This is a genomic window from Spirulina sp. CCNP1310, from assembly GCF_034932185.1.
Classification (GTDB): Bacteria; Cyanobacteriota; Cyanobacteriia; order Cyanobacteriales; family Spirulinaceae; genus Spirulina.
On record NZ_JAYGHW010000076.1, the window covers coordinates 1 to 25870 of the forward strand.

A 25870-nucleotide genomic window follows, 5' to 3' on the forward strand; every position below is an offset into this window, starting at 1 on the left:
TTCACGACTGGCTCGGAGTTCGAGGCGGGGCTGTTCCCCAGGGGGGAGGGCATTTTGCAGGGGGGCGACGACTTTGGCGATCGCCTCTTTCACAAACCCCTTCATAAACACATCTTTTTGCACCAACTGAAACTGTTGCTGCACCACCTCCACCATCCCCCCATCCCCCCAATCCTGGTTTTGGCGGAAATATTCAATAAAGCTTTTCCCCGCAATCCGGGTGAGATAGGCCGCCGTTACGCCTTGAATACTTTTCCCCACCAAATAGGTGGCGATATTAAACTGTAACGCCGTGGCTAAAAGTTGAATCGCCCCCTTCACCACCCCCAAGCTCACCAGGGTTTTCCCCAAGGAGAGGGCCAACTCTCGCCCCCGATCCAGATTCAATTCACAGCCATAGACCCGGCCAATTTCCACGACCATCTGAGCATTCACCGCCGCCGTCGCCAGCAAATCCACCACCGGCAACGGCGTAATCGTGATCACCCCTGCCCCAATCCATTGAAAGCGGTCGATGATTTTATCCGCCTGGCGACGGCGCTGCTGATCAATGAGGCGGCGGGCCTCTTCCCCTAGCCGCTGGGATTGCAAGAGGATGTTATCGGCGATTAGGTCTTCCCCTTCGGCGCGGAGGACGGCGGCGAGGCGTTTGATCAGGGGGAGAATGTCCGATTCCGGTTGATAGGTTTCGCCATTTTCGAGGCGGATCGGTTGGGGATGGGCGGCGATCGCCACCACATCCTGGGGCGGAATCAACGGCTGCACTTGGGCGCGTAACTGTTCTAAAATCACCCCCTGCTCATCGGGGGGATAAAGGTCGGTTTTATTGAAAATCAGCAGCGATCGCTTGCCAATTTCCGCCAAAGCCCGCAGGGGCGTATATTCCGATTGGCGCAGATCGTTATCGACGACGAACAGGAGCAGATCCGCTTCCGTGGCCAACTGACGGGCGATCGCCCCCCTTTCCGTCCCCGCGCTCCCCGCTTCTAAAATCCCCGGCGTATCCACCAGCAAAATTTCCCGCTCCACCCCCGGCAACCGTAACCCGTAGGCTTTCCCCAGCGTCGTCGTCCCCATGGCGGCCCCTACCTCCCCCGCCATCTCGCCAATCAGGGCATTAATCAGCGAGGTTTTGCCCGCCGACCCCGTACCAAAGATCATCACCTTAAACTCCCCCCGCGCCAAACTCGCCGCAATGGCTTGCGATCGCGCCAACAGCGCCGCCTTCGTCACCTCATCCTCAATCTGCGCCACCTGCTGCTGCACCACCTGCAAATTCACCCCCGCCGCCGCCGTCTTCTCCACCGGATAACTGGGCGCTTGCCCCCCAGAACGCCGCCGTTGGGGCCGGTTGATCAGGTTGAAATAATAGATAAACCCATAGATCAACAACCCTAACAAGACAATCACCAGCAACAGCAAGAGATTGGCCAACAGCGGCGCAGTAAAGGAGATCTGAAAATAGAGGCGATAGAGGGAATCGATCAACCACAACACCATCCCCAAAATCACCGCAATGCCAACAATCAACGTAATCAGGCGGGGCAGGGGCATAGCTTAATCCACATTGATAATCCCAAAGGTACGGAAAAAGTTCAGGAACCCAAACAACCCAGAGAGGGGATTGAGCACCGCCCCCAACGTATCGCTAACACTGGCCAAGCTGGATCGGCCCACCACCACCACATCATTGGGCAACATAATCGGGTTATTCTCCTCACTCAACCCCACGGTAAAATCAATGTCAATGCGGCGGTTCGTCACTGTACCATCGGGGTTAAGGCGCACCAACTCCACCGAGCCGCGCCGGGCGCGAACATTATTAAAGCCCCCTGCGCCTAAAATTGCTTGGTTCAGCGTTGTATTCGGGGGAACCACCTGAGGGCCAGGACGCACCACTTCCCCCACCACCCCAATCCGCATCTGTTCCGGGGAAAGGTTCGTCGTCACCAGTTCAGTGATTTCAGCATTATTAATCGTTTCCGCCCGGGGTACAATAATCGTATCCCCCGGCTGGAGGGGCATATCTTGGTTAATATCGCCATCTTGCAACATCGCCCAGAGGTTAACGTTAAAAATCTCCTCTGTCCCCTCCCGGTTGATCCGCCGCAGCCGAATATCCCGCACATTGGCGCTGGGTTTAATGCCGCCAGCGGCACTAATCGCTTGGGTAATCGTCGGGGGTTGACCCGTTGGGGGATTGGCCACGACAGAATAGGAACCCGGTCGGTTCAATTCCCCCACCACCGCCACCTGTACCGGGAAGTTATTATCCGAGGCAAAACTAGCATCTAAAAGTTGCCGCGTTTCGGCGGGATTCACCGCCAGATTAGTCGGCACAAAAATACTATCCCCATCCCGCAGTTGCACATCTTGACCGGCCGCCCCCCGGTTAATCAACTCCCAAAGATTGAGGGTGTAGGTTTGGCCATTGCGCCGCAGTTGCACTTGGCGGATATCAGCGGAGAGGGTCACGCCTTCGGCCAGGGTGAGGGCATCGGTAACGGTGGGGAACTGGCGGGCATTTTGCATCACGTTGATACTGTAAGAACCCGGTTTGCTCACTTCCCCGGAGACCACTAGGTTCACTGGCCGGGTAGAAACCAGGGTGGCATTAATAAAGGGTCGAACAAGATAGGGACGATAGAGGGCTTCTAGTTTTTGTTTCGCTGCGTCCACGGATAGCCCTTTAAGGTTGACAACACCTAAAAGGGGCAGGTTGATACTGCCATCAATGAGCAGGGGATATTCACCGCTATATTCCGGGACATCAAAAATATTAATCCGTAACACATCGCCACCATCCAATGTATAGGGAATGATGGGGGGTGGGTTCGAGTTGACGCGGGGTTGATTAAAGGCTGGGGCTGGGGCTGGGTTTGGTGTTGGGGTGAATTCAAAGGGAACGGGAGCCGGTGGCTCCACTGGCTCAAAGTTGGGGACTTGGCTCCAGGCGGGTAGGGCCAGGGTGGTGAGGCAAAGGCTGGTGAGGAGGGAAGCGGTGACGGGTTTCATGGTTATGGGTTGGGGTCGAGGGGCATTAAGCCATTTTGGTTAGAAAAATAGCGGTTGTAGTAATAGTATGACCCTGACGTTAGGCCCTTTGCGCCATTGGCGACGAGGCCGACGTTATGAATTTGCGACACTTTGAGGCCCTCGATCACCTGTTTTAAGACGGTGCGCTCTGTCCAGCCGAGGCGGGCGACGAGGATCATCACATCGCTGTGGGGGGCGAGGAATTTGGCATCGGCTAAACCGAGCATGGGCGGGGTGTCGAAGATAATCAGGTCGTAATGTTGGCGGAACCATTGGATTAAACCGCGCATTTTTTGGGAGGCGAGGAGGCGGGTGGGGTCGGGGGGGATTTGCCCGGAGGTGAGGACGAAAAGGTTGTCGTCGGTGGGCGATCGCTGAATCACATCCTCCACATCAATATCCATCGAAATCACATGGGACAGGCCCCAAACATTGGGCAGATCCGCCACCACATGAACTTGGGGCCGGCGCAAATCCGCATCCACCAATAACACCCGTTGCCCCATGGCGGCGGCGGTTTGGGCCAGGTGAATGGAGGTGGTGGATTTACCTTCTAAGGGAACTGATGAACTCACCACCAACACCTGTAGGGGTTTATCGGGGGTTAAAAATGAGAGGTTAGCATTTAAAGAGCGGAAGGCTTCCAGGAAAGGGGTGGTTTGGTAACGACGGGCTGCACTGGCATACCCATCGCGCCTGGGGGGGGGCAAGAGGGCCGTTTTTTCTCGATCGCGTTGGGTTTTTTCTGGGCGTTGGCGAAAGTCCTTGCGAAAGGGAATCACCCCCAATAGGGGGAGGCGTACCATTTCTTTCAGATCCTCAGCAGAGTGGAAACGCACATCCAGTTTTTCGATAATCAACATTGCGCCCACCCCTGCCACAAGGCCCGCCATCACTGCCACCGCCATCCCCCGCGTCACATCCGGTGCAATGGGATACAGGGGCAATTCCGGGGCGTTGAGCAATTCCCAGGAGGTGGTGCGTTGGGCTGCTTCAATTTGGAGATCTTCCTGCACAGCCAGAAAGCGATTGAGGCTTTCAGTGGCTACGTCCAATTGCCGTTGTAAGTCCATATATTGGCGGCTGAGGTCAGCGAAGCGATTCAAGTCTTGGCGGGTTTGATTTTCCGCCAAAGCCAAAGCCGCCGATCGCACCTCCAGCACCATTTTTTCATTGGTCGCGCCAATAAAATCTTGCGTCAACTGCAAGCGAATCGGGTTGGGGGAAGCGGAGAGGGATTTGGCCTGCTCTCCGGCAGCTTCCCCTAACACCGCCTGAGCCTCAGCTTGAATCAGGGGCAAAAGTTTTTCCCGCTGCGCCTTCAGTCCCACAATCGTCGGATTACTGGCGGTAAACCGCGCTGACTCTAAGGCCAGTTGGGTTTCTAGCTTCTGAAGTTCATTGAGTAACGTTTGATAGCGGGGGGCTTCGCTGAGGGCGGCCACCACCATTGCTTGATTTAAGTCCAGATCCAATTGCCCTTGGAGCGTTTGGGTGAGCGATCGCACCTCATTTAAACTGGTGCGGGCGGTGCGACTTTCTTCCGTGAGGCGATTGAGGCGCTCCGCAACGCTCTGCCCTTGAACATCAGGATCCAGGATGTTATGGCGTTGTCGAAAGGCTTGTAGATCATTTTGCAGCCCATTCACCCGCTCTTCAAGGATGGGTAACTGTTCCTCCACAAAGCCCAAACCCTTTTGACGACCTGTTTGCTGCTCAATTTGGGAATAGGCAATTAAACCCGCTGCTAATTTATCCAGGACAAATTGAATTTTATGGGGATCTGAATCTTGGTAACTCACCTCCATAATTTTGGTGCCGACCACTTGAGAAACATTAAACGCCCCCACCAAGGCCCCATAATCCACCTCTGGATATTGGGTCTGAATCTGCTTGAGGATCGGCATTAACACCGTAGGACTACGCAACACTTCAATTTGCGTGTCATAGTCAAAATCAAGGCCCAACTGGCCAATCAGCCGCTGACTGAATTGGTCAAACTGTTGTTCACTGGCGATCGGCTCCACCAAGAGGCGGAATTGACTGCGGTAGAGGGGATCTTCTTGTAAAACCCGCATCCCCATCACCGATGTTACTGCTGTGCTGACGATCAAGAAAATCCACCACCGTCGCCGCAGCACAGAAAGGGCAAGGCGAAAATTAAAACTATCTTCATCGCTGTTAGCCTGGAGTGCGACAAAGGGATCGCCCGGATTGAGGGGAGAGGGGGGTACAGGGCCGGTATGCCGTGGTGGTAGGGGTTGAGGGTTGAGGTTAGACACCATAGGGGCAAGAAGTGGAGCCTCTGAACGGAGGGCTTAAGCCCCACGATATCCTCCCATGATAAGCTGCGCCAAGGGGGTCTTGGGGTGAGGGCTGTTGAACAGTAACTGCTATATTAATCCCCGTACTGCTGTCTTTGCCTTCTATGCCCCGATCAACAGAATTAATCATTGAAGCCGGTAAGGTGGAAAAGCACTATTGGCAAGACCTCTGGCGTTATCGGGAGCTATTTTGGTTTCTGGCCTGGCGGGATATTTTGGTGCGCTACAAGCAAACCTTGATCGGGGTAATCTGGGCTTTGTTGCAACCGTTGCTGACGATGGTGGTGCTGTCGGTGGTGTTTGGCCGGTTGGCGAATTTGCCCTCCGATGGTGTGCCTTACCCGATTTTGGTGTTTGCGGCGATGTTGCCCTGGCAATTTTTTGCTAACTCCCTCAGCGCCAGTAGCCAGAGTTTGGTGAGCAATGCCCATGTGATTTCTAAGGTGTATTTCCCCCGGTTGATTGTGCCGGCCAGTGCGATCGTCGTCAGTTTTGTGGATTTGTTGCTATCGGGGGTGATTTTGTTGGGGCTGATGGTGGTGTTTGAGTTTGTCCCCAGTTGGCGGTTGATCTTTTTGCCGCTGTTGGTGGCGATCGCCGCCCTTGCCAGTTTAGGGGCAAGCCTCTGGCTAGCCGCCCTCAATGTTCAATATCGGGATTTCCGCTTTGTGGTTCCCTTCATCATCCAATTTGGCCTCTATGTGTCCCCCGTGGGATTTAGTAGTGCGATCGTTCCTCCCCAATGGCGGCTGCTCTATTCCCTCAATCCCATGGTGGGGGTGATTGATGGTTTTCGCTGGGCGATTTTGGGCCAGGCTTCCCCCCTCTATTGGCCCGGATTTTTGCTCTCTTTACTGTTAATGACGGGCTTATTAGCCAGCGGCATCTGGTATTTTCGCCGCATGGAGCGCACCTTTGCCGATGTCATTTAGTCATGGCCAAAGGACGGTGTTACGGGGCAAAGCCCCAGAACACCGTCCCAATGCTAACGATCAAATCAACTGGGGTGATCTGTTTAACGGAACATACTGCTCACCGAGCTATCCTCATGAATCCGCCAGATCGTTTCGCCAATTAAATTGGCCACCGACAACACCCGCAATTGCGGGAACTGCTGCTCCTCTGGAATCGGGATCGTATTCGTGACGATCACTTCCTCCAGCACACCGCTGGAAAGCCGTTCGATGGCCGGGGGCGAAAATACCGCATGGGTAGCACAAGCATAGACCTGCCGCGCCCCCTGTTGCCGCAGGAACCGCGCCCCCTCGGAAATCGTGCCAGCGGTGTCGATCATGTCATCCACCAACACCGCCGTTTTCCCCCGCACATCCCCGATCACATTCATCACTTCCGCGACATTGTGCGCTTGGCGACGTTTATCGATAATCGCGAGAGGGGCATCATTGAGTTTTTTGGCAAAGGCCCGGGCCCGGGCCACCCCCCCCACATCCGGGGAAACCACCACCAGATCCTCCAATTGCTTGCTCAGGAGGTAGTTGAGCAACACCGGAGAACCATAGACATGATCAAAGGGAATATCAAAATAGCCTTGAATTTGGGCAGAATGGAGATCCATCGCCACAATGCGATTCGCTCCCGCCTGGGTCATTAAGTTGGCCACCAACTTGGCGGTAATCGACTCCCGCCCAGCGGTTTTACGGTCAGCCCGCGCATAGCCATAGTAGGGAATCACCGCTGTGATTTGCCGGGCGGAAGCCCGCCGACAGGCATCAATGATGATTAACAATTCCATCAAATGATCATTCACGGGTCGGCAGGTGGGCTGTACGAGGTAAACATCACAGCCCCGGATCGATTCTTGAATTTGGATATAAAGCTCACCATCCGCAAATTGCTTGCGGATCATTGGGCCTAAGTCCATCCCCAGGTAGCGGGCGATTTCTTGGGCAAGGAGGGTATTGGCTGACCCGGAAAATAATCGCAGGCGATTATGATCTGAAAGGGAGGTCAGCGTTGGCTGGAAGTTAAGAGTTGCAGTACGGCTCACGGCACCATGGATTGAACCTGATCTGAGGCGATTCTACCACTGCCTTTTAGGTCTTGGCTAAAAGCCGCTAAAAAGGCCAGGATATATCAGATCATCTGTAGTTTAATATACAGCAATTTGTCTTCATATTTCACCATTGGAGGACAAGTGGGTCGTGCAGACTTTAGTCCGCTCCCCATGGTTTGCAAGCTTGCAGAACTTAATTCCCTTGGCTACTGGTATCAAATTGATGGGTGTGGGGGCGAAAAATTTTTCGCCCCCACAGGGGGTGTGATGCTCTACTCCATTACTCCTCTTCAGGAATATCCAACTCTTCCGCCTTGACCCGATGGGAGCCGCCTTCCTTCATGGCAGCAACGGCCACCTCTGCCCCGGTTTGGAGCGCAGCCCGAAGCTTTTCCTCCACTTCCTTGGCAATGGTGGGGTTTTCTTCCATGTACTTGATGGCATTATCCCGGCCTTGGGCAATATTTTCGCCGTTGTAGCTATACCAGGCCCCTTTGCGAATCACCACATTGGTTTGCTCGGCTAAATCCATCATGCAGCCCATCTGGGAAATCCCTTGGCCGAAAATGATGTCAAATTCAGCAATGCGGAAGGGGGGAGCAACTTTGTTTTTCGCCACCTTCACCTTGGCACGAATGCCGTATTCCCCCTCTGAACCTTTTTTCAAGGTTTGAATGCGGCGAATGTCCAAACGAACGGAGGCGTAGAATTTGAGGGCGTTGCCGCCGGTGGTGACTTCGGGGGAGCCGTAGGTGACACCGATTTTTTGGCGCAGTTGGTTGAGGAAAATGATGGTAGATTCGGATTTGCCGACATTCCCGGCAATTTTCCGCAGCGCCTTACTCATCAGCCGAGCTTGTAAACCCACCTGAGTATCCCCCATTTCTCCTTCAATTTCAGCGCGGGGAACAAGGGCTGCTACGGAGTCAATGACGACAATATCCACAGCGGACGATCGCACCAATTGATCGACAATTTCTAAGGCCGATTCACCATTGTCCGGCTGGGCAACGAGGAGGTCTTCAATGTTCACGCCTAATACTGAGGCGTAGGCAGGATCGAGGGCGTGCTCCGCATCCACAAAGGCCGCTACCCCCCCCTGCTTTTGCACTTCAGCGAGGGCATGGAGGGCGAGGGTCGTTTTCCCGGAACTTTCGGGGCCGTAGATCTCGATGATCCGCCCTTTGGGGAGGCCGCCGCCGAGGGCGAGGTCAAGGGTGAGGGCCCCGGTGGAGATGGTTTCGACGCGCATCCGGGTGGCATCGCCGAGGCGCATAATCGCCCCTTTGCCGAAGTTGCGCTCAATTTGGGTGAGGACGAGGTTGAGGGCTTTGTCTTTGTCGGAGTTTTTAGAAATAGCGGCCATGAATACCTCGGTGGTGGGCAAGAATGGGGGTGGACAGGGATATTTCAGTACAGAGGTATGCAAATTATAACGGATTTTCGGGCCGGTGGCGTTAAGAATCCTCAAGGTTGGTTTCCCAATCCTGGAGGGTTTGGTGGTGAAGGCGGCGGGAGGTGCGGCGGTATTTTTTGCTCTCTAAGCGGGGTTCGTAGCTGCGCTGGCCGGCGGTGGTGATTTTTACTTTCATGGGGGCTTCTGCATCGGGTTGATGCTGTTGTTGGGTTTGGCGGGCGATCGCCTCTCCTAAAAACTTCACATAATGGGGATACCGTTCCCAATCCCCCCGGACTTGACAGTCTGGCTCATCCCGGTGGGTGCAATTGTTGAATTGACAGGTTCCCTTTTGGAGGCGATCGCCAATTTCCGGGAAATAATCCGGCAGGGCTTGGGGATCGGGGGGCAGTTCCGGCTGATTAAAGCCGGGGCTATCCGCCAACAGCCCGCCATCGGGTAGGGGGAACAGTTCCACATGGCGGGTGGTGTGGCGGCCCCGTTGCAGTTTTCCCGACACGGCCCCCACCCGGAGACTGAGATCGGGGATCAGCCGTTGGATCAGGCTGGATTTGCCCACACCGGAGGGGCCAGCGCAGAGCGTGATGCGATCGGCTAAAGTCTCATAGAGGGGGGCAAAGCCTTGGTTTTGGGTGACACTGAGGGGAAAGCTGGGATAACCCCAGGCTTGGATCCGCTCCTGCCATGCCTGTTGCAGAGCAGGGCTGACCAGATCGCATTTATTGAGGACAATTTTGGTCTCCATCCCCGTGGCTTCGGCATGGATCAGGAAGCGGCTCAGTTGCCAAGGTTCAAGGCTGGGTTCTGTGAGGGCAAAAACGAGGATGATCTGCTGGGCATTGGCCACAGGGGGCCGGCTGAGGAGGCTGCGGCGGGGCAGAATTTCGGCAATCACCCCGGCTCCATCGGTAAAATCCGGGGCTTCCACCCGGACGCGATCGCCCACCATCACCCGCTCACCCATTTTTTTGAGGCGCGATCGCCCCGTACAGAGCAGGATCGGTGTATCGGGGGCCTCTAAACAGACCCGATAAAAATTGGCCTCCTTGGCCAATACGACCCCTAGCCAGGGGCCATCAGACAACACCATGAGCGGGGCAACGCACTTGCAACACAAAAAAATCATCCTTGGGGGCGATCGCCCCCAAGGTATAGCCCGCCATCACCAAACTATCGGGAACCTGTTCAATGGGTTCCCCGCTATCCAGCCACACCTCCAATAACTGCCCCGCCTCCATCTGCTCAAGGCGCAACTTTGTCCGCACAAAATTAATCGGGCAGGGGGTTCCCCGCAAATCCAGTTGGGCATCGGGTTGGGGATCGATTGCAATGGTCATAGCCTAGCCCCCAAACATTTTACCCAAGAAGCCCTCTAGGCCTCGTTCCTTCTCCGTCACATCCCCCCGCAACTGGGCCAATTGCAGCAGCAATTCCCGCTCTTCGGGGGCCACTTTCGTGGGGATGGCAATTTTAATCGTGATTAAATGATCCCCTCGGCTCACCGGATTGCCCAACTGGGGTACGCCGCGATCGTCCAATTTCAGCACCGTATTGGGCTGCGTCCCGGCGGGAATCGTTAACTCCACTTCACCATCCACGGTATGGATCGGAATCCGACAGCCCAGAATCGCTTGTAGATAGCTAATCGTCAAATCCGAGAGGATATTAATCCCATCCCGTTTAAATTCCGCATCCTCTTCAACGAAGAGGTAAACGTAGAGATCTCCCGGCGTGCCGCCCCGTAAACCCGCATCCCCTTCCCGGGCCACCCGCAGCCGCGTGCCATTGTCTACCCCTTGGGGGATGGTGATTTTTAATTTCTTCGTTTCCTGCTTCCGGCCCGCGCCGCCACAACTCTCACATTTTTCCTCAATCACCTGGCCCTCACCATTACAGGCGGGACAGACGGAAACTTGGGCGAAACTGCCAAAGGGGGTACGGGTGGCGCGACGCACTTGCCCTGTACCATTACAGGTTCCGCAAGTCTTCACCCCGGTTCCCGGTTTCGCCCCCGTGCCGTTACAGGTTTTGCAACTTTCCTGATGGGGAATGCGAATTTCCTTTTCGCCGCCAAAAATGGCCTCACGGAACTCTAATTTCAGATCAAGGCGCAGGTCATCGCCCCGCACGGGGCCACTGCGGCGACGGGTTTGGGTGCTACCCCCCACGCCACTGCTACCCCCACCAAAACCACTAAAAATGGTTTCAAAGATATCGGCAAAGCCCCCCATATCGCCAAAATCGGAATAGCCCCCACCGGCTCCGGCGGAGACCCCCGCTTCCCCAAAGCGATCGTAACGGGCCCGAATTTCGGGATCAGAAAGTACCTCATGGGCCCGGTTTACTTCTTTAAACTGATCTTCGGCTCCCGGCTCTTTGTTCACATCTGGATGATATTTACGGGCCAACCGGCGGTAGGCTCGTTTGATTTCATCTTGACTTGCATCACGGGAGATCCCAAGAGTTTGGTAGTAATCGCCTGCCATAGGGTGCTGATCCGTCGGGTGAATGGGTGAAAATAGGTTACTCTAAACTCTAACAAATTCGCGGCCTGATCTTAGGGGGTGAGGGCGGGATCTGCGCATCGCGATCGCCCCCCTCAATCCACCGGCTCATAGTCAGCGGCGATCGTGGCATCATCGTCATCAAACTCAAAGCGAAACTCATCATCCTCGCTGGGTTCTTCCTCAACGATTTGGGTGGGTTGCTCACTTTCGACGATTTCGGTGGGATGCTCACTAAAGTCCGGAACCCCTGAGGGGGGCATGGGGGTGGAATCTACACTTTCAAACTCGGCACTCACCCCTTGGCTCGCCCGGTTGTAGAGGTCAGTCCCCACCGCCAACACCGCTTGCTTGAACTCTTCGAGGCGGGTTTTGACGATCTCGACGGTGACGTGGGGATCTTTGAAGGCGGCTTCGAGGGCTTCGCGCTTGGCGATCGCCTGCTGTTTCAAATCCTCCCGAATCAAGTCGGCATTGTCTTTGAGCGTGGTTTCGTGGGTGTAGGTGATGCTGTCGGCTTGGTTGTGCAACTCCACCAACTCCATACGCCGCCGGTCTTGCTCGGCGTACTGCTCCGCTTCGAGGCGCATCCGCTCCACCTCTGCATTGCTCAAGCCCCCGGTATTGGTGATCCGCACGCTCTGCTCTTTGCCCGTGGCCTTATCCTGAGCGCCCACCTGCAAAATACCATTGACATCAATTTCAAACGTCACTTCAATTTGCGGTACTCCCCGAGGGGCGGGGAGAATCCCGGTGAGCAGGAATTTCCCTAAGCTTTTGTTGTCCCGTGCCATGGCCCGTTCCCCTTGGAGGACATGGATTTCCACCGAAGTTTGACCATCAATGGCGGTGGAAAACACCTGGGATTTACTGGTGGGGATCGTGGTGTTGCGTTCAATGATTTTGGTGAACACTTCCCCTAGGGTTTCAATCCCTAAAGAAAGGGGCGTAACATCCAAAAGCAGGAGATCCTCCACTTCCCCCCCTAACACGCCCCCTTGAATGGCGGCCCCTAGGGCCACCGCTTCATCGGGGTTGACGGAGCGATCGGGTTCCTTGCCGCCAAAGAAGCGTTTAATCGCATTGCCCACCGCCGGAATGCGGGTAGAGCCGCCCACCATTAAAATGCGATCGATGTCGTTGGTGGTCAGTTCGCAGTCCTTGAGGGCCTGCTTCACGGGTAAAATCGTCCCCTTAATCAGTTCAATGGCCAACTCTTCAAATTTTGACCGGGAAAGGTCACATTCGAGGTGTTTGGGGCCGGTTTCATCGGCGGTGATGAAGGGGAGGTTAATGGAGGTGTTGCCGACGCTGGAGAGTTCAATTTTGGCTTTTTCGGCGGCTTCCCGCAGCCGTTGCAGCGCCATTTTATCCTGACGCAGATCAATGCCCTGCTGGGCTTTGAATTCTCCGGCCATCCATTGGACGATGACGTTATCAAAATCATCACCGCCGAGATGGTTATTGCCGGAGGTGGCTTTGACTTCAAAGACCCCATCTCCCAGTTGGAGGACGGAAACGTCGAAGGTTCCCCCCCCTAAGTCAAAGACGAGAATATGTTGATCTTGGTCTTGTTTGTCTAAACCGTAGGCGAGGGCGGCGGCGGTGGGTTCGTTGATGATCCGCAGCACTTCGAGGCCGGCGATCGCCCCTGAATCCTTGGTTGCCTGCCGTTGGGCATCGGTAAAGTAGGCGGGAACGGTGATCACCACCTGGGTTACAGGCTCCCCTAAAAACTGCTCCGCATCACTTTTCAGTTTTTGCAGCAGCATCGCGGAAATTTCCTGGGGGGTGTAGTTTTTGCCCCGAATGCCCACATCAACGGTGTTGTCCCGCCCTTGGATGCATTGGTAGGGAACCCGCGATCGCTCCTCAACGGTGTCATCCCAGCGGCGGCCAATGAACCGCTTAATACTGTAGATCGTATTTTCCGCATTCGTCACCGCTTGACGTTTGGCGAGTTCCCCCACTAAACGCTCACCGGATTTATCGAAGCCGATCATACTGGGGGTGGTTCGCCCCCCCTCGGTGCTTTGAATGACAATGGGCTTACCGCCTTCGAGTACCGCTACACAACTGTTGGTTGTGCCGAGGTCAATACCAATAACTTTTCCCATGACACCTGGGCAATAGGGGTGTGCAGAATGCAATCAATGAACTCAGCCCAGAACGGTAGGCGATTTCTTATTATGTAGATTTTAATGGCAATTTTCCGCCTGACAAGAGAAACTTTGTGAATCTCTCTGTCCCCTAGGCTGAAAATCCCGCCCTTGGGTTAAGCCTCTGGAGTATCGAGGGCTTCCTCCGAGGGTTCGTCGGGCGCTGCCGGTTCCGGGGGAGCCGCCACCTTCACCATGGCATGGCGCAGCACTCGGTCATGGAGTAAATAGCCCCGCACCAATTGCTCAATCACCGCCCCTTCAGGATACTCGCTGGTGGGTTGGCGCATCATCGCTTCATGATAATTGGGGTCAAAATCCTGACCCTCAGGGCGCATCGCCGCCACCCCTAAGCGCTTCAAGCCATCCACGAGGTTTTTATAAACCCCTTGATAGCTCTTGTGGATGCCCATCTCCCCTTCGGTTTCCGGTTTGATCTGCGATCGCGCCCGCTCAAAGTTATCCACCACCGGCAACAACTCCACCAGCGTATTGCGCTTGGCGAGATGCTCCAATTCTTCTTTTTCCTTTTGGGTGCGCTTGCGGAAATTATCAAAATCAGCGGCAATGCGGATGGCTTGGGCTTTATGGGATTCAAGCTGTTGAGTCTGTTGGGCCAACTGTTGCTTGAGGACTTCGATTTCCATTTGCAAGGCTTCCACCACCTGCACTTGCTCACCGGAAAGAGGGGGCTGATCCCCCTCCATCGTGCTTGGCTCCGTTGCATCGGACTCTAACTCTTCACCGTCCACCAAGCTCTCCTCCACAGGCGTGAAAGCATCAGTTTCCCCTTGACCCTCTGCCACAGTGGGGTCAGTGCCTTCTGGATAGTCTGCTGGGATCGCCTCTGGCTGGTTGGGATCGTGGGTCATAGGACGTTTAGTGAACTTAACAAAAACTTACAATGCGAGTTGAGGATCTTCAACTGTGATGCCCGCTGGACGGATGACAGCCATTACAATGGGCGCGATCAAAGGGTGATCACGACTGGAGACCATCATACCGCCTTAGCATCAGGCTCTCCTACCCCCTGGGCAAGATTTTACTGATCGGGTTTCCCCACCGATTTTTCCGTCAATTGCGCCTTGACATTCTTGATGATTACGCTGGAGTGAACCGGCGAATTTTCCCCATCTGGGAGTAACTGCGGTTTAATGGAATCAAGCAGCCGGTGAACCAGCCTCCGAACCACAGGCTTGCCCTCACCCCATCCCTCGAACTCATCAAAATAGCGGAACTCGGCTATGACTCAATCTTCATCGAGAACCTCCCGACGCTCTCGGGCCCTGACTATCCGGAATGATTTTTCTCCCTTCGGAAATAAACTGATCCAAGCAGGCTACATCGAAGGCGACCAGATGCGGCAGGCCGTCACGGAGAGCCGCCGTTCTGGCCGGCCCCTAACGGAAGTTCTTGAGAGTATTACCGGCCGCCAACTGACCCCCGAACTGCAACGTCAGTATAAAAAGCAACAACTTTTCGAGCTTAAAATCCTTTACGGCGTTGACTCCATTGATCCGGAAGTCAATGCGATCGAAAACAATCAGATGGTGGAGCTGATTGCCAGCTTAGTGCCGGATGACATTTGCCGCCGCCATAAACTCATCCCCCTCCGGCGCACTGACGGCGATCCCCCCGTTGTCCTGGTGGCGATGGTCAACCCTGATGACCTCGAAGCCCAAGACGACCTGAAACGGGTGCTGCGGGGCATGGTGCTGCAACGGATGGTGATCACCGAGCAGGACTATCAACGGTTAATTGACCAATACCTCGATGAACAGGTCAAAGTTGCCAAAGCCCAAGAAGCGGCTAAAGCAGCGGATGTTTCCGGGATTGTTGAAAACCTGGATGCCCTTGGGGAAGCCGAGGATGAAATTGAGGAAGACCTCAGTAAGGATGATATTAACGGTGCGCCGATCATTAACCTGGTCAAAAAGGTTTTAATTAGAGCGCTCCAGGAGGGGGTATCGGATATCCACGTTGAGCCACAGGAAGAAACCCTACGGGTGCGGTTTCGCAAGGATGGGGTGCTACAACAACCCTTTCCCCCCTTCCCGAAAAAGGTGGCGGGGGCGGTGGCGGCGCGGTTCAAAATTATGGCGGAGTTGGATATTGCTGAAAAACGGATGCCCCAGGATGGCAAGATCCGCCAAGTGTACCAAGGGCGCAAAATTGACTTTCGGGTCAGTACCCTCCCCAGTCGCTACGGCGAAAAGGTGGTGCTGCGGATTTTGGATAACTCTTCCACCCAATTGGGTTTGGATAAGTTGATTAGTGATCCCGATACCTTGGAGTTGGTGCGGGATATGGCTCGCCGCCCCTTTGGATTAATTTTGGTGACGGGGCCGACGGGTTCGGGGAAATCAACGAGTTTGTACTCGGTGCTGGCGGAGCGCAATGATCCGGGGATTAATATCAGTACCGCTGAAGACCCCATTGAATATTCGCTGCCGGGGATTACCCAGGTGCAGGTGATTCGGGAAAAGGGCATGGACTTTGCCTCGATTTTGCGATCATTCCTGCGCCAAGACCCGGATGTGATTCTGGTGGGGGAAACGCGGGATAAGGAGACGGCGAAAACCGCCATTGAGGCGGCGTTAACGGGTCACTTGGTGTTAACCACGTTGCACACCAATGACGCAGCAGGGGCGATCGCCCGCCTCGATGAGATGGGCGTAGAACCCTTCATGGTTTCCGGGGCATTGCTAGGGGTGTTGGCCCAACGGCTGATGCGGCGGGTCTGTAGTGAATGCCGCATCCCCTACCAACCCACCCGTGAAGAGTTAGCCCGCTTTGGTCTCTCCGCTTCCGCCGATGGCGAAATGACCATCTTTAAAGCCAACACCCTCACCCCCGAAGAGCGTAGCGCCGGTAAAAGCTGTGAAAAATGTGTCGGTATTGGCTACCGGGGTCGCGTCGGGGTTTATGAAGTGATGAAAATTACGGAGCGGCTGCAAAACCTGATTAATGAAGGCGCTCCCACCGAACGACTCAAGGAAGCGGCGGTAGAGGAAGGGATGAAAACCTTGTTGGCCTACAGCCTCAACTTGGTGAAAGAGGGTCACACCACCCTTGAAGAAGTGGAGCGGGTCACGTTCACCGATTCTGGTCTGGAGGCGGAACTCAAGGCCAAACGCAAGAGCGGCCTAACCTGTCGGGTTTGTAGTGCTGAACTGCAACCGGAATGGGTGGACTGCCCCTACTGCATGACTCCCCGTTTTTCAGATTGAGGGATGACTGCCTCGATGGGGGCATACTATAGCCAGCTTGCGGAGAGCATCTCCAGCATTCCGGGGCGATTCACACCATAACCCCCTTACTTACATAACTCAAAATCAGGAGGAACTTCCATGGAATTGATGATTGAAGATATCCTAGAACAGTTGGTAGAAATGGGCGGCTCAGATGTCCATATTCAGGCCGGTGCGCCGCTTTATTTCCGGATTAGTGGCCATTTACAACCCGCTTTAAGTGATGAACCCCTCACCGCCCATGAATCCCAAAAGCTGATTTTCAGTATGCTCAATAACAAGCAACGCAAGGAGCTAGAGCAGAATTGGGAATTGGATTCTTCCTATGGGGTGAAGGGGTTGGCTCGGTTCCGGCTCAATGTTTATAAAGAGCGGGGCTGTTGGGCGGCTTGTATGCGGGCCTTGTCGTCGAAAATTCCCAACTTTGATATGTTGGGGCTGCCGGATATTGTTCGAGAAATGACGGAGCGGCCCCGGGGGATGGTGTTGGTGACGGGGCAGACGGGTTCAGGGAAAACAACGACGATGGCGGCAATGTTGGATCTGATCAATCGTACCCGTTCTGAGCATATTCTCACGGTAGAAGACCCCATTGAATATGTGTTTCCCAATGTTAAAAGCCTCTTTCACCAACGGCAAAAAGGGGAGGATACGAAGAGTTTTGCCAATGCGCTTAAAGGGGCATTGCGTCAAGATCCTGATGTGATTCTGGTGGGGGAAATGCGGGATTTAGATACCATTGCCCTTGCGGTATCGGCAGCGGAAACGGGTCACTTGGTGTTTGGTACACTGCACACCAACTCGGCAGCAGGAACGATTGACCGGATTTTGGATGTGTTCCCCCCGGAGCAACAGGGGCAAATTCGGGCGCAAATGTCGCAATCGCTCTTGGCGGTGTTTAGTCAATGTTTAGTGCCGAAGGCGAACCCCAAACCGGGGGAATATGGCCGGGTGATGTGTCAGGAAATTATGGTGGTAACTCCGGCGATCGCCAACCTGATTCGCGATGGTAAAACGGCAATGATGTATTCCTCGATTCAAACCGGGATGAAAATGGGGATGCAAACCATGGAACAGGCTCTCGCGGAGTACGTTAAAAAAGGCATTGTCAATTTTGAAGATGCCATGGGCAAATGTAGTAAGCCCGATGAGTTACAACGGTTAGTGGGGGCGAAATCCCTCAAGTAAGGGTTGCACCCGTTATGATTAACATCCTGCGGCCCTGATCTGGGCTGACTCTGTATCCCTAGGCTTATTTTGGTGACACCCCATGCCCAAATTTATCGCGGAAGTTCGAGATTCCAAAGGTAACATCGTCAAAGAAACGATCGCGGCTACCTCTGCGGAACAGGCCCGCCTCATGCTCCAAAACCAATACCCCACCATTGGTAAGGTGGAGCGGGCGGCGGGTTTGCCCAGTTTGGATGAACTCACCGAGATGATGACCGCTGTTTCCGTGAAGGATAAGGCGGTGTTTTCCCGGCAGTTTGCGGTGATGATCAATGCGGGGGTGGCGATGGTGCGATCGCTCGGTATTCTCCAAGATCAATGCCCTAACCCAAAACTCAAAAAAGCCCTCACCGGCATTAGCACCGATGTCCAAGCAGGGATAGCGCTATCGGAGGCGATGCGCAAATACCCGGAATGCTTCGATCAGTTGTATGTGGCGATGGTGGATGCGGGGGAAACGGGGGGGGTATTGGATCAGGTCTTGGATCGGTTGGCGGTGCTGCTGGAAAATATGCAGCGGCTCACCAACCAAATTAAATCCGCCATGACCTACCCAATGGCGGTGGGGTCTTTGGCGGTGATTGTGTTCTTCGCAATGACAATTTTTCTCATCCCGATTTTCGCCGGCATTTTCCAAGATTTGGGGACAACGTTGCCACTACTGACACAAATTATGTTGTTTTTGAGTGACCTGTTTATCCCGATTAAGGATGGCAAATTGGACGATGACTTTTTATTTTGGCCACTGTTGCTCGGCTCCGTTTTTGGGCTGATGACCGGCTATAAAATGTACTATAAAACCCCAATGGGCCATCTCCAAATTGATGCCTTTTTCCTCAAAGCGCCCTTAGTGGGGGATCTGAATACCAAAAGTGCCGTCGCTCGGTTTTGCCGCATTTTCGGGACGTTGACCCGCTCCGGTGTGCCGATCCTCAACTGTATGGATATTGTTCGGGATGTGGCGGGGAATCAGGTGGTGGCCAATGCGATCGAACGGGCCAAATCAGAAATTCAACAGGGGGGGATGATCAGTGTGGCTCTAGAGCAGGAAAAGGTGTTCCCACCCTTGGCCATTCAGATGATCAGTATTGGAGAAGAAACGGGAGAACTGGATGCGATGATGATGAAGGTGGCAGATTTTTATGAAGATGAAGTCGAGCAGGCGGTGAAGGCCCTCACCAGTGTGATTGAGCCGCTGATGATGGTGGGGGTGGCGGCATTGGTGGGGGTGATTTTGCTCTCGATGTATTTGCCGATGTTTGCTGTCTTTGATCAATTAGGCTAAAGAGTAATGCCCGTTAAACCTTCCTACTACGAAACGCTGCTGGCGGACTATAGCAATCGGGATGCGGCGATCGCCCTCCTGAAACAGCATCGCCCCTATCTGGAAATGATCCCCAGTATGCGCCGCCCCTACGAAAGCGTGATCACGTTGCCCTTACCCGTCGCACGGATTCGCCACCCCAAACCCAATAACAGCACCCCTCACACCCCCAACACGACCCATCTCCTGCCCTGCGATCTGGCGATCCTGATGTGTGACCCGGAATGGAAAATTAAAATGGGGGTGGAAATTTTGGTGTTTATCCACCGGCCCCAGGAGGATTTTTCCGATCTACTGATGCGATGGCGCAATACCCAGGTCTATCTCGATAAAGACTACGAATGGATCATGCCCCATCGCTATGAACACGTTCTCAGTGAGGGGTCAGAAAAGGTTTATCCCCTGTTTGTGGTGTTTAGCGAAACCCCAGAGCGGATTCAGCGGGGTTTAGCCGGAGCCTCCCTGCCCTACATCATCCACCATCCCCCGGAACTGACGGAAGCGGAAGCAGAAGCCGAGCAGGCTTGGCGGGAGAATCATCTGGGCATTGAGGATTAACCTGTGACGGAATTGCCGGTTCCCTGAAACATCAGGAGGGAGAGGAAAAAGTTAGCGGCAAAAATGGCCAGCAGAGAGGTGACAACGGCGGTGGTGGTGGATTGCCCCACCCCCTTCGCGCCCCCCGTGGTGGTTAAGCCCCAACTACAGCCAATAATCGCCACCAATCCGCCGAAAATAGCGGCTTTGATCATGGCGCTGGCCAAATCCCAAAGGCTGACAAAGGCCCGGATCGAATCTAGAAAAACGGTTGGGCTGATGCCGTAAAGATTTTGGGAAATGACCAGGCCGCTGATAATCCCCACTAGAAGCGATACCAAGGTTAATACGGGTAGCATGAGGCAACAGGCGATAATCCGAGGCACGACGAGATAGTCGATGGGGTCGGTTTTGAGCATTTGCAGTGCGTCGATCTGTTCGGTGACGCGCATTGTGCCAATTTCGGCGGCAAAGGCGGAACCCACCCGGCCAGCAAGGACAACGGCGGTTAAGACGGGGGCGAGTTCGCGGGTGAGGGCGATCGCCAACACTCCCCCCACCGCTCCGCCGGCCCCAAAATAGAGGAACTCCCGCGCCACCTGGATCGTAAACACCATGCCCACAAAGGCTGCTGTCACCAGGGCAATCATTAAAGACCCCGGCCCCACGGTTAAACATTGCTCCACGGTATTGCGGCGGTTAATTTTCACTTGGGCAATATGGAGAATCACCTGGCCGCCTAAAAAAATTGCGGCTAAGAGCCGTTGTCCCCAGACCCGCAAACCAAAACGTCCGGCTAGTCCCATGGTGTTGTCCTAATTGGCATCGGTGTCATCAATGCGGAACCGCTCCACCGACGTGAGCAAGTCCCGCGCAATACTCACCAGGTTTTGCAGGGAAGAAGCCACCTTTTGGGATTCCTGCGAGGTTTCTTGGGCAGTGAGTTCCACCGATTGCATCACCTGGGCCACCGCGAGGGTGCTTTCCGTTTGCTCGACGGTATCAGCGGTAATCGATCGCACCAGGGCATCAATGCGGTTGGACACTTGGATAATGTCTTCGAGCGATCGCTTCGCCTGTTCCGCCCGTTTCGTCCCATCGATCACCTGCTGCGTCCCCTCCTCCATGGCCTGCATCACTAAGCTGGTTTCACTTTGGATCTGCAACACGATCTGTTCAATATCTTTTAACGCCTTCGCAGAGCGATCCGCCAACTGGCGCACCTCATCCGCGACAATTGCAAACCCCCGCCCCGCTTCCCCTGCCCGCGCCGCCTCAATGGAAGCGTTCAACGCCAGCAAGTTCGTTCGGGAGGCAATCCCAGAGATCGCCGCCACAATCATCGAAATTTCCTGGGAAGATTCCGCCAACCGTTTCACCTTCCGGGTCGTTTCTGCCACCGTTTCCCGGATTTGGACAATCCCCACCACGGCGTGCTCCACCGCATCACCCCCCTTCACCGCCACCGTTGCCGCTGACCGCGCCACTTCCTCCGCCTCGCGGGCATTTTCCGCCACCCGTCGGATCGAGTCCGTCATCATCTGCACCGAGTTGAGCGTCACCGCCAATTCTTCCGCCTGACGCAGCGCGTCACTTTGTAACCCCCGCGCAAACTGCTCATTTTCTGAAGAACTCTTATTCACCTGCCGTGCCGCCGCCCGCACCTGTTGAACGATTTCCCGCAGGTTCTGAATCGTCAGGTTAAAGGCATCGGCTACCGCACCGAGTACGTCAGCGGTTACTTCCGCCCGCACCGTCAAATCTCCCCGCGCCGCCCCTTCCACGTCATCCAGGAGGCGAATCACCTGGCGCTGGAGGTCTTCTTTTTGTTGTTCCGTTTCTTCCGCCCGTCGTTGGGCCTCGCTGGTGGTGGTGAGAATCACCCGCGCCATTTCGTTGAACCCAGCGGCGAGATGGCCAAATTCATCCTCAGCGTAGATCATCGCCTTGGCGTTGAAATTGCCCTCACAGACCGCCTCAAACTGGGTTTGTAAATCGGTGGTGGAGCGGTGGATCTGTTGCAAGGTTTCCTTGCTTAAAAACCACACTACACCCCCAGCACTACCACCAGCCACCAGGGTCATCAAGGTATTCCAGCCGATCATATAGGGGATGACGATGGCCTTATTTGCATCGGAGGTGCGGCTAAAACCAATGAAGGACACCAGGGATACCGCCAGGGCGGAGGCAACGCCAGCGCTGAGGGCTGTCACCCATTGCTTTTTAGCGAGGGAGAAATTGGCAAACCAAGCCATCGGGCCCGGTTCCCCCTCGACGGTGGGTTCGAGGATGCGATCGCTCCCCTTCGTAAAATTCGTTGGTGCCGCCTCCGTGGCAGAAGGCACGCCCACCTCTTCATCCCGGCTCCGTCGGCCAGCGGGGGCAAAACTACTCAGATCTTCGCCGCCATCAAAGCCACTGGTAGCAAAGGCCGACTCCGGTAGATCCCCCGGCACAGCCATATCAAACTCGGAGAGATCATCGAGTTCATTGTTAAACACCTCAGGGAACTCATCGAGGAATCCACTGGGTTCTTCCCCCTCAGGCATGGAGGGAACTTTGCCCGTGGTAAAGGAACTGGGGCCAACGGTGGTATCCCCAAAGTCATCAAAGCCGCCATCATCAGCAAAGGCACTGTCATCAAAATCATCAAAGGCAAACTGATCCGCGTTAGCGTACCCATCATCCCCCATGGCAAAATCACTACCGACAGGATCTCCAACCCCAAAACCGCTGGTATCCGGTTCAATTAAATCTTCCTCAGGTTCCCCGGAAGCCATTAACAGGGTTTCGGGATAATCATCGGTGATTAAGCCCTGATCGGTGGTGGCAAAGGCCGAATCATCAATGTCTAAATCATCAAATTCATTGTCTGCGCTGAAAAATTCCCCGTCGTCCTCCTTGTGGAAACTACTGGCGCTTGCGCCTCGGCGGTGAGGAGTCGAGGGAGGAATGACAAAGGTGGATTCGCCGGGATCTTCCGGGTCGAAATCGGGGCTATCCTCAAAGTTCATCGCATCGAAGGGGGAGTTATCGAGAAATTGTGTCGGTTCAGTTCCCCCGTCATCATCTTCCCAATCCTCAATTTCCATATCCAGGGAACCCCCCGCTCCGGGTACAAAGTCGGTGGAGTCGAGGTTGTCGTCAAAATTATGGTTAAAGTCGAGGTCAATATCCTCGCTAAAGGCTAGACCGTCGGCGGTGGGGTCAAATTCATCGTCGGCGGCAAATTCCGATTGAAAGGTTTCGGAATCAAAATTGCCACTATCTTCGCTAAAGTCGTCGAAGGTTTGGTAACTGCCATTGCCATTGCTGCTGTAGCCATCGTCATCATTGAGGCCGGCGATCGCATCTTCAATGCCCGTATCGGCGTAGCTAATAAAATCCGCATCATCGGTGAGTTCCTTGACCCGTTCGTATTGTTCCTGGGCCACAGCATAGTCATGGAGTCCATAGCAATAGATATGGCCCCGGAGTAACTGAACAGCGGGGTCATCGTCGTATTCCATGACGAGGCGATCCACAATTGAGGCGGCCTCTTCATACTGACCGAGGGCGTAGGCCCGTTCAGCTTGGCCATAGGCCTGTGCATAGTCCGTCTCTTGTGCCATAGAATCTCTCCCGCCTGTGCAACTTACCCAACCCTAAGGTAAAGCCTAATTGATCTTGTTTCTGTTTTAGCTGATCCCTAACTAAGAAGCCCACCGCGCCGAGCGCAAAATTCGCACGGGATCGAGTAACCGCAAGCTTTGATTGACATAGGGTGTGTTCCATTCTCCCAGAATAAACGTTGTCATGCTATCGGGTACGCCGGTGGTGGGGCCCAGTTGGTCACTGTCGAGCCAAGCCATTTCACCAATTTGATTAATCGCTAAACCGAGGATCATGTCTTGATCCTCCACCGCAATAATCGGAATCTCCGCCCGTTGGGTACTTAAGGCCACCGGATCCCCCAAAAACTGCCCCAGGTCTGCCACCCAAATCACCTGCCCCCGAATATTAATCGTGCCCAGGAGCAGGGAAGAGGCATTGGGAATCGGCGTGATCCGCTCTGGGGCTTGGTTCATCACTTCGCGGATGCCGGTGGCGGGCAAAGCAAGTTCAATCCCTGAGGGCAGAAAAAACCGTAGGTGTAATTCTCCCTCCGGTGTGCCAATACTTTCAATATCGGAGGTGAGGTCCTCACTACTATTCCGTCGTGTTGTGCCATCGTTCCAAACCATCTTTACCTGTGGGGCATGATCCGAGGTTAACGGGGTACTATCCCCGCAGGAGCTGCTTGACCGTACCGATTAGTTCCATGGGTTGGAAGGGCTTGGCGATATAGGCATCGGCTCCTTGACGCATGCCCCAGTAGCGGTCGAACTCTTCCCCCTTGGAGGAGCACATCACCACCGGCACATTTTGCGTCTTGGGATCATTCTTCAGACGACGGCAGAGTTCATAGCCATTCATCTGAGGCATGACGATATCCAGGACGACTATATCTGGAGCATACTGCTCGACACGCTTAAGGGCTTCCATCCCATTGCTGGCGACTTCGACTGTCAATCCGCTCCCTTTGAGCAGATCGGAGATCATTTGCCGCTGGGCTAAACTGTCTTCGACCACCAAAACTTTACTCATATCTCCCTACCTAATCCTGATGAAACCTGTGACAGCCTTTGGTCAGATCGTCCTTGGGCTGATGCCGCTTCATACATTAAAGTATCGCCCATCTTTAGCCTATCTGTTGTTGAGTTCACGCTCAACGGGGATTTTCCCAATCATAATCGGTTCGGTGGAATTCTTGGGTCTTTTTTCTGGAGCTAGGTGCTGAGGCAGTAGCTTCAACAGCGTACTGGTTTGACAGGGTTTGGTCAAGATGAGCGTGACCGGCGGGGGGAATTCCATGGGGGGGGGCGATTCGTCTTGGAGCAAAAAAATGGGGGGGCGATCGCCTCTAGGGAGTTGACGAATCATTGCGGCCAGGGTAGCTCCTTTGAGGGTGGGGAAAAGCGCGTCACAGAGGATTAAGTCTGGTAGCGTATCACAAATGTAGCTGAGGGCAATGAAGGGATTCGCTTCTACACACACTTCGTAACCTTCTGCCTGGAGGGCAAGGGCGGTGGGTTGGCTCAATTGGGGGTCATCGCCGATGTAGAGCAGGCTGGGGGGACTGGCGGGCGGCGTGAGGGAGGGCAAGGGGGGTAAGGTGAGCCAGCCCTGACGACAACCCAGTTCGACCCAATGGGCGAGGGTGAGTAAATCCCCCCCCAGACGGCGGGCTAATTGGGCCAAACTGGTGCGGCCATCGGCCCAGAGGGCGATCGCCCCATAGGATGTATGGGCGAGAGCCGCTTGAGCCGCTGCCGGATCGAGAATTTGGGGACATTGGGCCACCGACTCAATGTTGGGGGCCAACCGGAGCCAGGCCTGGCGCTGACGCATCACCTCCATCCGCAGGGGAGCCACCGCCCAGCCCCCAAAACTGGGGATCAGGGGGGGCGTAGGCACAAAGGCAAAGGCCCCTTGGTGGTAGCTGAAGCCCTCAAACAAGGCCTCAGCGATCATACTCCGCCAGATCGCCTCCACTTGGGTCCAGGGAATGGCTTCCGAGGAAATGGCCCGCCACAGGCTGCTATAACCCGGTGGTAAGGGGGTATCAATCCAAGGGGTGAGGCCGTAATCCCGACAGCGATCGCGATCGGCTTGGCCCACCGGCCCCCCATAGGTGAGTTTTCCCGCTGTAAACCAAAAGCGCAGTAAAGCGGTCGTGGCTTCTAATCCTTGGGGGGGCGGCATCAGGGTTAACTGCCCCGTCCATTGCTGTTGGGCAATCCAGGTCAGCACCGTACCCAAATCGATCGCCTGGATTGTCCCTTGTACCGTTGCTGTCATCGTTCCCATTCCTGTGGCCCACCGGGTGGATGCTCCCTCAGGGAGTCTCCTCTAACTTTAGAGTGCGTTGAACAAAAAGAGCGACGCACTCCCCCACCTCGCCGCAGGCAGGTGGGGGTCAAGGAGCGGTGGGTCTTAGTCGTCCTTTTTGAGCGACATAAAACAGTGTCATGATGTTAAAATTCTCCCATGAA

General features: G+C 54.7%; 20 protein-coding genes. 5 read left to right on the forward strand and 15 right to left on the reverse strand.

The window, feature by feature from the left end; genetic code table 11:
• From VB712_RS13595 to VB712_RS13605, 3 genes are all read right to left on the reverse strand, one after another.
• Positions 1-1554: GTP-binding protein (locus VB712_RS13595; protein ID WP_323255589.1), on the reverse strand; the 1554-nt coding region annotated here is incomplete at its 3' end.
• 3 nt (positions 1555-1557) lie between these two features.
• The gene (locus VB712_RS13600) at positions 1558-3015 is read right to left on the reverse strand and encodes an SLBB domain-containing protein (RefSeq protein WP_323255591.1); all 1458 of its coding nucleotides are present in this window, start codon (positions 3013-3015) and stop codon (positions 1558-1560) included.
• 2 nt (positions 3016-3017) lie between these two features.
• Complete coding sequence (locus VB712_RS13605) at positions 3018-5321, reverse strand: polysaccharide biosynthesis tyrosine autokinase (protein ID WP_323255593.1); 2304 nt, start codon at positions 5319-5321, stop codon at positions 3018-3020.
• A gap of 143 nt (positions 5322-5464) precedes the next feature.
• On the opposite strand from VB712_RS13605, the gene VB712_RS13610 reads away from it, so the two are divergent.
• Positions 5465-6292 carry an ABC transporter permease gene (locus VB712_RS13610; protein WP_323255595.1) on the forward strand — a complete coding sequence of 276 codons (828 nt, stop codon included), beginning with the start codon at positions 5465-5467 and terminating at the stop codon, positions 6290-6292.
• Between the two features lie 83 nt (positions 6293-6375).
• Here VB712_RS13610 and VB712_RS13615 read toward each other — a convergent pair whose 3' ends face one another.
• The 7 genes from VB712_RS13615 to grpE form a co-directional block, all read right to left on the reverse strand.
• Positions 6376-7380 (reverse strand): ribose-phosphate pyrophosphokinase, encoded by a 1005-nt coding sequence (locus VB712_RS13615; RefSeq protein ID WP_416236350.1) that lies wholly within the window; start codon positions 7378-7380, stop codon positions 6376-6378.
• A 274-nt stretch (positions 7381-7654) separates the two neighbouring features.
• Positions 7655-8740: a recombinase RecA gene (gene recA / locus VB712_RS13620; protein ID WP_323255599.1), complete on the reverse strand. Its 1086-nt coding sequence runs from the start codon at positions 8738-8740 to the stop codon at positions 7655-7657.
• Positions 8741-8831: 91 nt separating this feature from the next.
• On the reverse strand, positions 8832-9881 hold the full coding sequence (rsgA, locus tag VB712_RS13625; protein ID WP_323255601.1) for a small ribosomal subunit biogenesis GTPase RsgA: 1050 nt from the start codon (positions 9879-9881) through the stop codon (positions 8832-8834).
• A complete protein-coding gene (locus tag VB712_RS13630; RefSeq protein WP_323255603.1) occupies positions 9868-10128 on the reverse strand; it encodes a sulfurtransferase TusA family protein in 261 nt (86 codons plus the stop codon). Before VB712_RS13630 ends, rsgA begins: the two co-directional genes overlap by 14 nt.
• Positions 10129-10131: 3 nt before the next feature.
• On the reverse strand, positions 10132-11277 hold the full coding sequence (gene dnaJ / locus VB712_RS13635) for a molecular chaperone DnaJ (RefSeq protein ID WP_323255605.1): 1146 nt from the start codon (positions 11275-11277) through the stop codon (positions 10132-10134).
• Between the two features lie 113 nt (positions 11278-11390).
• On the reverse strand, positions 11391-13412 hold the full coding sequence (gene dnaK, locus VB712_RS13640) for a molecular chaperone DnaK (RefSeq protein WP_323255607.1): 2022 nt from the start codon (positions 13410-13412) through the stop codon (positions 11391-11393).
• A gap of 158 nt (positions 13413-13570) precedes the next feature.
• Positions 13571-14326, reverse strand: coding sequence for a nucleotide exchange factor GrpE (gene grpE, locus VB712_RS13645; RefSeq protein ID WP_323255609.1), 756 nt, complete (start codon positions 14324-14326; stop codon positions 13571-13573).
• Between the two features lie 372 nt (positions 14327-14698).
• On the opposite strand from grpE, the gene VB712_RS13650 reads away from it, so the two are divergent.
• The 4 genes from VB712_RS13650 to VB712_RS13665 all read left to right on the forward strand — a co-directional run bounded on the left by VB712_RS13650 (position 14699) and on the right by VB712_RS13665 (position 19817).
• A complete protein-coding gene (locus VB712_RS13650; protein ID WP_416236349.1) occupies positions 14699-16684 on the forward strand; it encodes a GspE/PulE family protein in 1986 nt (661 codons plus the stop codon).
• 120 nt (positions 16685-16804) lie between these two features.
• On the forward strand, positions 16805-17893 hold the full coding sequence (locus tag VB712_RS13655; RefSeq protein WP_323255612.1) for a type IV pilus twitching motility protein PilT: 1089 nt from the start codon (positions 16805-16807) through the stop codon (positions 17891-17893).
• Between the two features lie 82 nt (positions 17894-17975).
• Positions 17976-19220, forward strand: coding sequence for a type II secretion system F family protein (locus VB712_RS13660; RefSeq protein WP_323255614.1), 1245 nt, complete (start codon positions 17976-17978; stop codon positions 19218-19220).
• Positions 19221-19226: 6 nt separating this feature from the next.
• Positions 19227-19817, forward strand: a complete 591-nt coding sequence (locus VB712_RS13665) for a hypothetical protein (protein WP_323255616.1) — start codon at positions 19227-19229, stop codon at positions 19815-19817.
• Here VB712_RS13665 and VB712_RS13670 read toward each other — a convergent pair.
• The 5 genes from VB712_RS13670 to VB712_RS13690 all read right to left on the reverse strand — a co-directional run bounded on the left by VB712_RS13670 (position 19814) and on the right by VB712_RS13690 (position 25676).
• Positions 19814-20602, reverse strand: a complete 789-nt coding sequence (locus tag VB712_RS13670; protein ID WP_323255618.1) for an MlaE family lipid ABC transporter permease subunit — start codon at positions 20600-20602, stop codon at positions 19814-19816. The two genes, VB712_RS13665 and VB712_RS13670, sit on opposite strands and share 4 nt — an antisense overlap.
• Before the next feature lie 9 nt (positions 20603-20611).
• Complete coding sequence (locus VB712_RS13675; protein WP_323255620.1) at positions 20612-23407, reverse strand: methyl-accepting chemotaxis protein; 2796 nt, start codon at positions 23405-23407, stop codon at positions 20612-20614.
• 81 nt (positions 23408-23488) lie between these two features.
• The gene (locus VB712_RS13680; protein ID WP_323255622.1) at positions 23489-24019 is read right to left on the reverse strand and encodes a chemotaxis protein CheW; all 531 of its coding nucleotides are present in this window, start codon (positions 24017-24019) and stop codon (positions 23489-23491) included.
• Positions 24020-24056: 37 nt separating this feature from the next.
• Positions 24057-24422, reverse strand: a complete 366-nt coding sequence (locus VB712_RS13685) for a response regulator transcription factor (protein ID WP_323255624.1) — start codon at positions 24420-24422, stop codon at positions 24057-24059.
• Positions 24423-24521: 99 nt separating this feature from the next.
• The gene (locus VB712_RS13690) at positions 24522-25676 is read right to left on the reverse strand and encodes a DUF4388 domain-containing protein (RefSeq protein WP_323255626.1); all 1155 of its coding nucleotides are present in this window, start codon (positions 25674-25676) and stop codon (positions 24522-24524) included.
• Between the last annotated feature and the right edge of the window lie 194 nt (positions 25677-25870).

Excerpts from the sequence above, each read along its gene's own strand:
- VB712_RS13675 (WP_323255620.1), bottom strand. The coding sequence starts at position 23,407 with ATGGCACAAGAGACGGACTATGCACAGGCCTATGGCCAAGCTGAACGG.
- VB712_RS13655 (WP_323255612.1), top strand. The coding sequence starts at position 16,805 with ATGGAATTGATGATTGAAGATATCCTAGAACAGTTGGTAGAAATGGGC.
- rsgA (WP_323255601.1), bottom strand. The coding sequence starts at position 9,881 with ATGGTGTTGTCTGATGGCCCCTGGCTAGGGGTCGTATTGGCCAAGGAG.
- VB712_RS13600 (WP_323255591.1), bottom strand. The coding sequence starts at position 3,015 with ATGAAACCCGTCACCGCTTCCCTCCTCACCAGCCTTTGCCTCACCACC.
- VB712_RS13685 (WP_323255624.1), bottom strand. The coding sequence starts at position 24,422 with ATGAGTAAAGTTTTGGTGGTCGAAGACAGTTTAGCCCAGCGGCAAATG.
- VB712_RS13650 (WP_416236349.1), top strand. The coding sequence starts at position 14,699 with ATGACTCAATCTTCATCGAGAACCTCCCGACGCTCTCGGGCCCTGACT.
- dnaK (WP_323255607.1), bottom strand. The coding sequence starts at position 13,412 with ATGGGAAAAGTTATTGGTATTGACCTCGGCACAACCAACAGTTGTGTA.
- recA (WP_323255599.1), bottom strand. The coding sequence starts at position 8,740 with ATGGCCGCTATTTCTAAAAACTCCGACAAAGACAAAGCCCTCAACCTC.
- grpE (WP_323255609.1), bottom strand. The coding sequence starts at position 14,326 with ATGACCCACGATCCCAACCAGCCAGAGGCGATCCCAGCAGACTATCCA.
- VB712_RS13660 (WP_323255614.1), top strand. The coding sequence starts at position 17,976 with ATGCCCAAATTTATCGCGGAAGTTCGAGATTCCAAAGGTAACATCGTC.
- VB712_RS13690 (WP_323255626.1), bottom strand. The coding sequence starts at position 25,676 with ATGACAGCAACGGTACAAGGGACAATCCAGGCGATCGATTTGGGTACG.
- VB712_RS13670 (WP_323255618.1), bottom strand. The coding sequence starts at position 20,602 with ATGGGACTAGCCGGACGTTTTGGTTTGCGGGTCTGGGGACAACGGCTC.
- VB712_RS13630 (WP_323255603.1), bottom strand. The coding sequence starts at position 10,128 with ATGACCATTGCAATCGATCCCCAACCCGATGCCCAACTGGATTTGCGG.
- VB712_RS13680 (WP_323255622.1), bottom strand. The coding sequence starts at position 24,019 with ATGGTTTGGAACGATGGCACAACACGACGGAATAGTAGTGAGGACCTC.
- VB712_RS13610 (WP_323255595.1), top strand. The coding sequence starts at position 5,465 with ATGCCCCGATCAACAGAATTAATCATTGAAGCCGGTAAGGTGGAAAAG.
- VB712_RS13605 (WP_323255593.1), bottom strand. The coding sequence starts at position 5,321 with ATGGTGTCTAACCTCAACCCTCAACCCCTACCACCACGGCATACCGGC.
- dnaJ (WP_323255605.1), bottom strand. The coding sequence starts at position 11,277 with ATGGCAGGCGATTACTACCAAACTCTTGGGATCTCCCGTGATGCAAGT.
- VB712_RS13665 (WP_323255616.1), top strand. The coding sequence starts at position 19,227 with ATGCCCGTTAAACCTTCCTACTACGAAACGCTGCTGGCGGACTATAGC.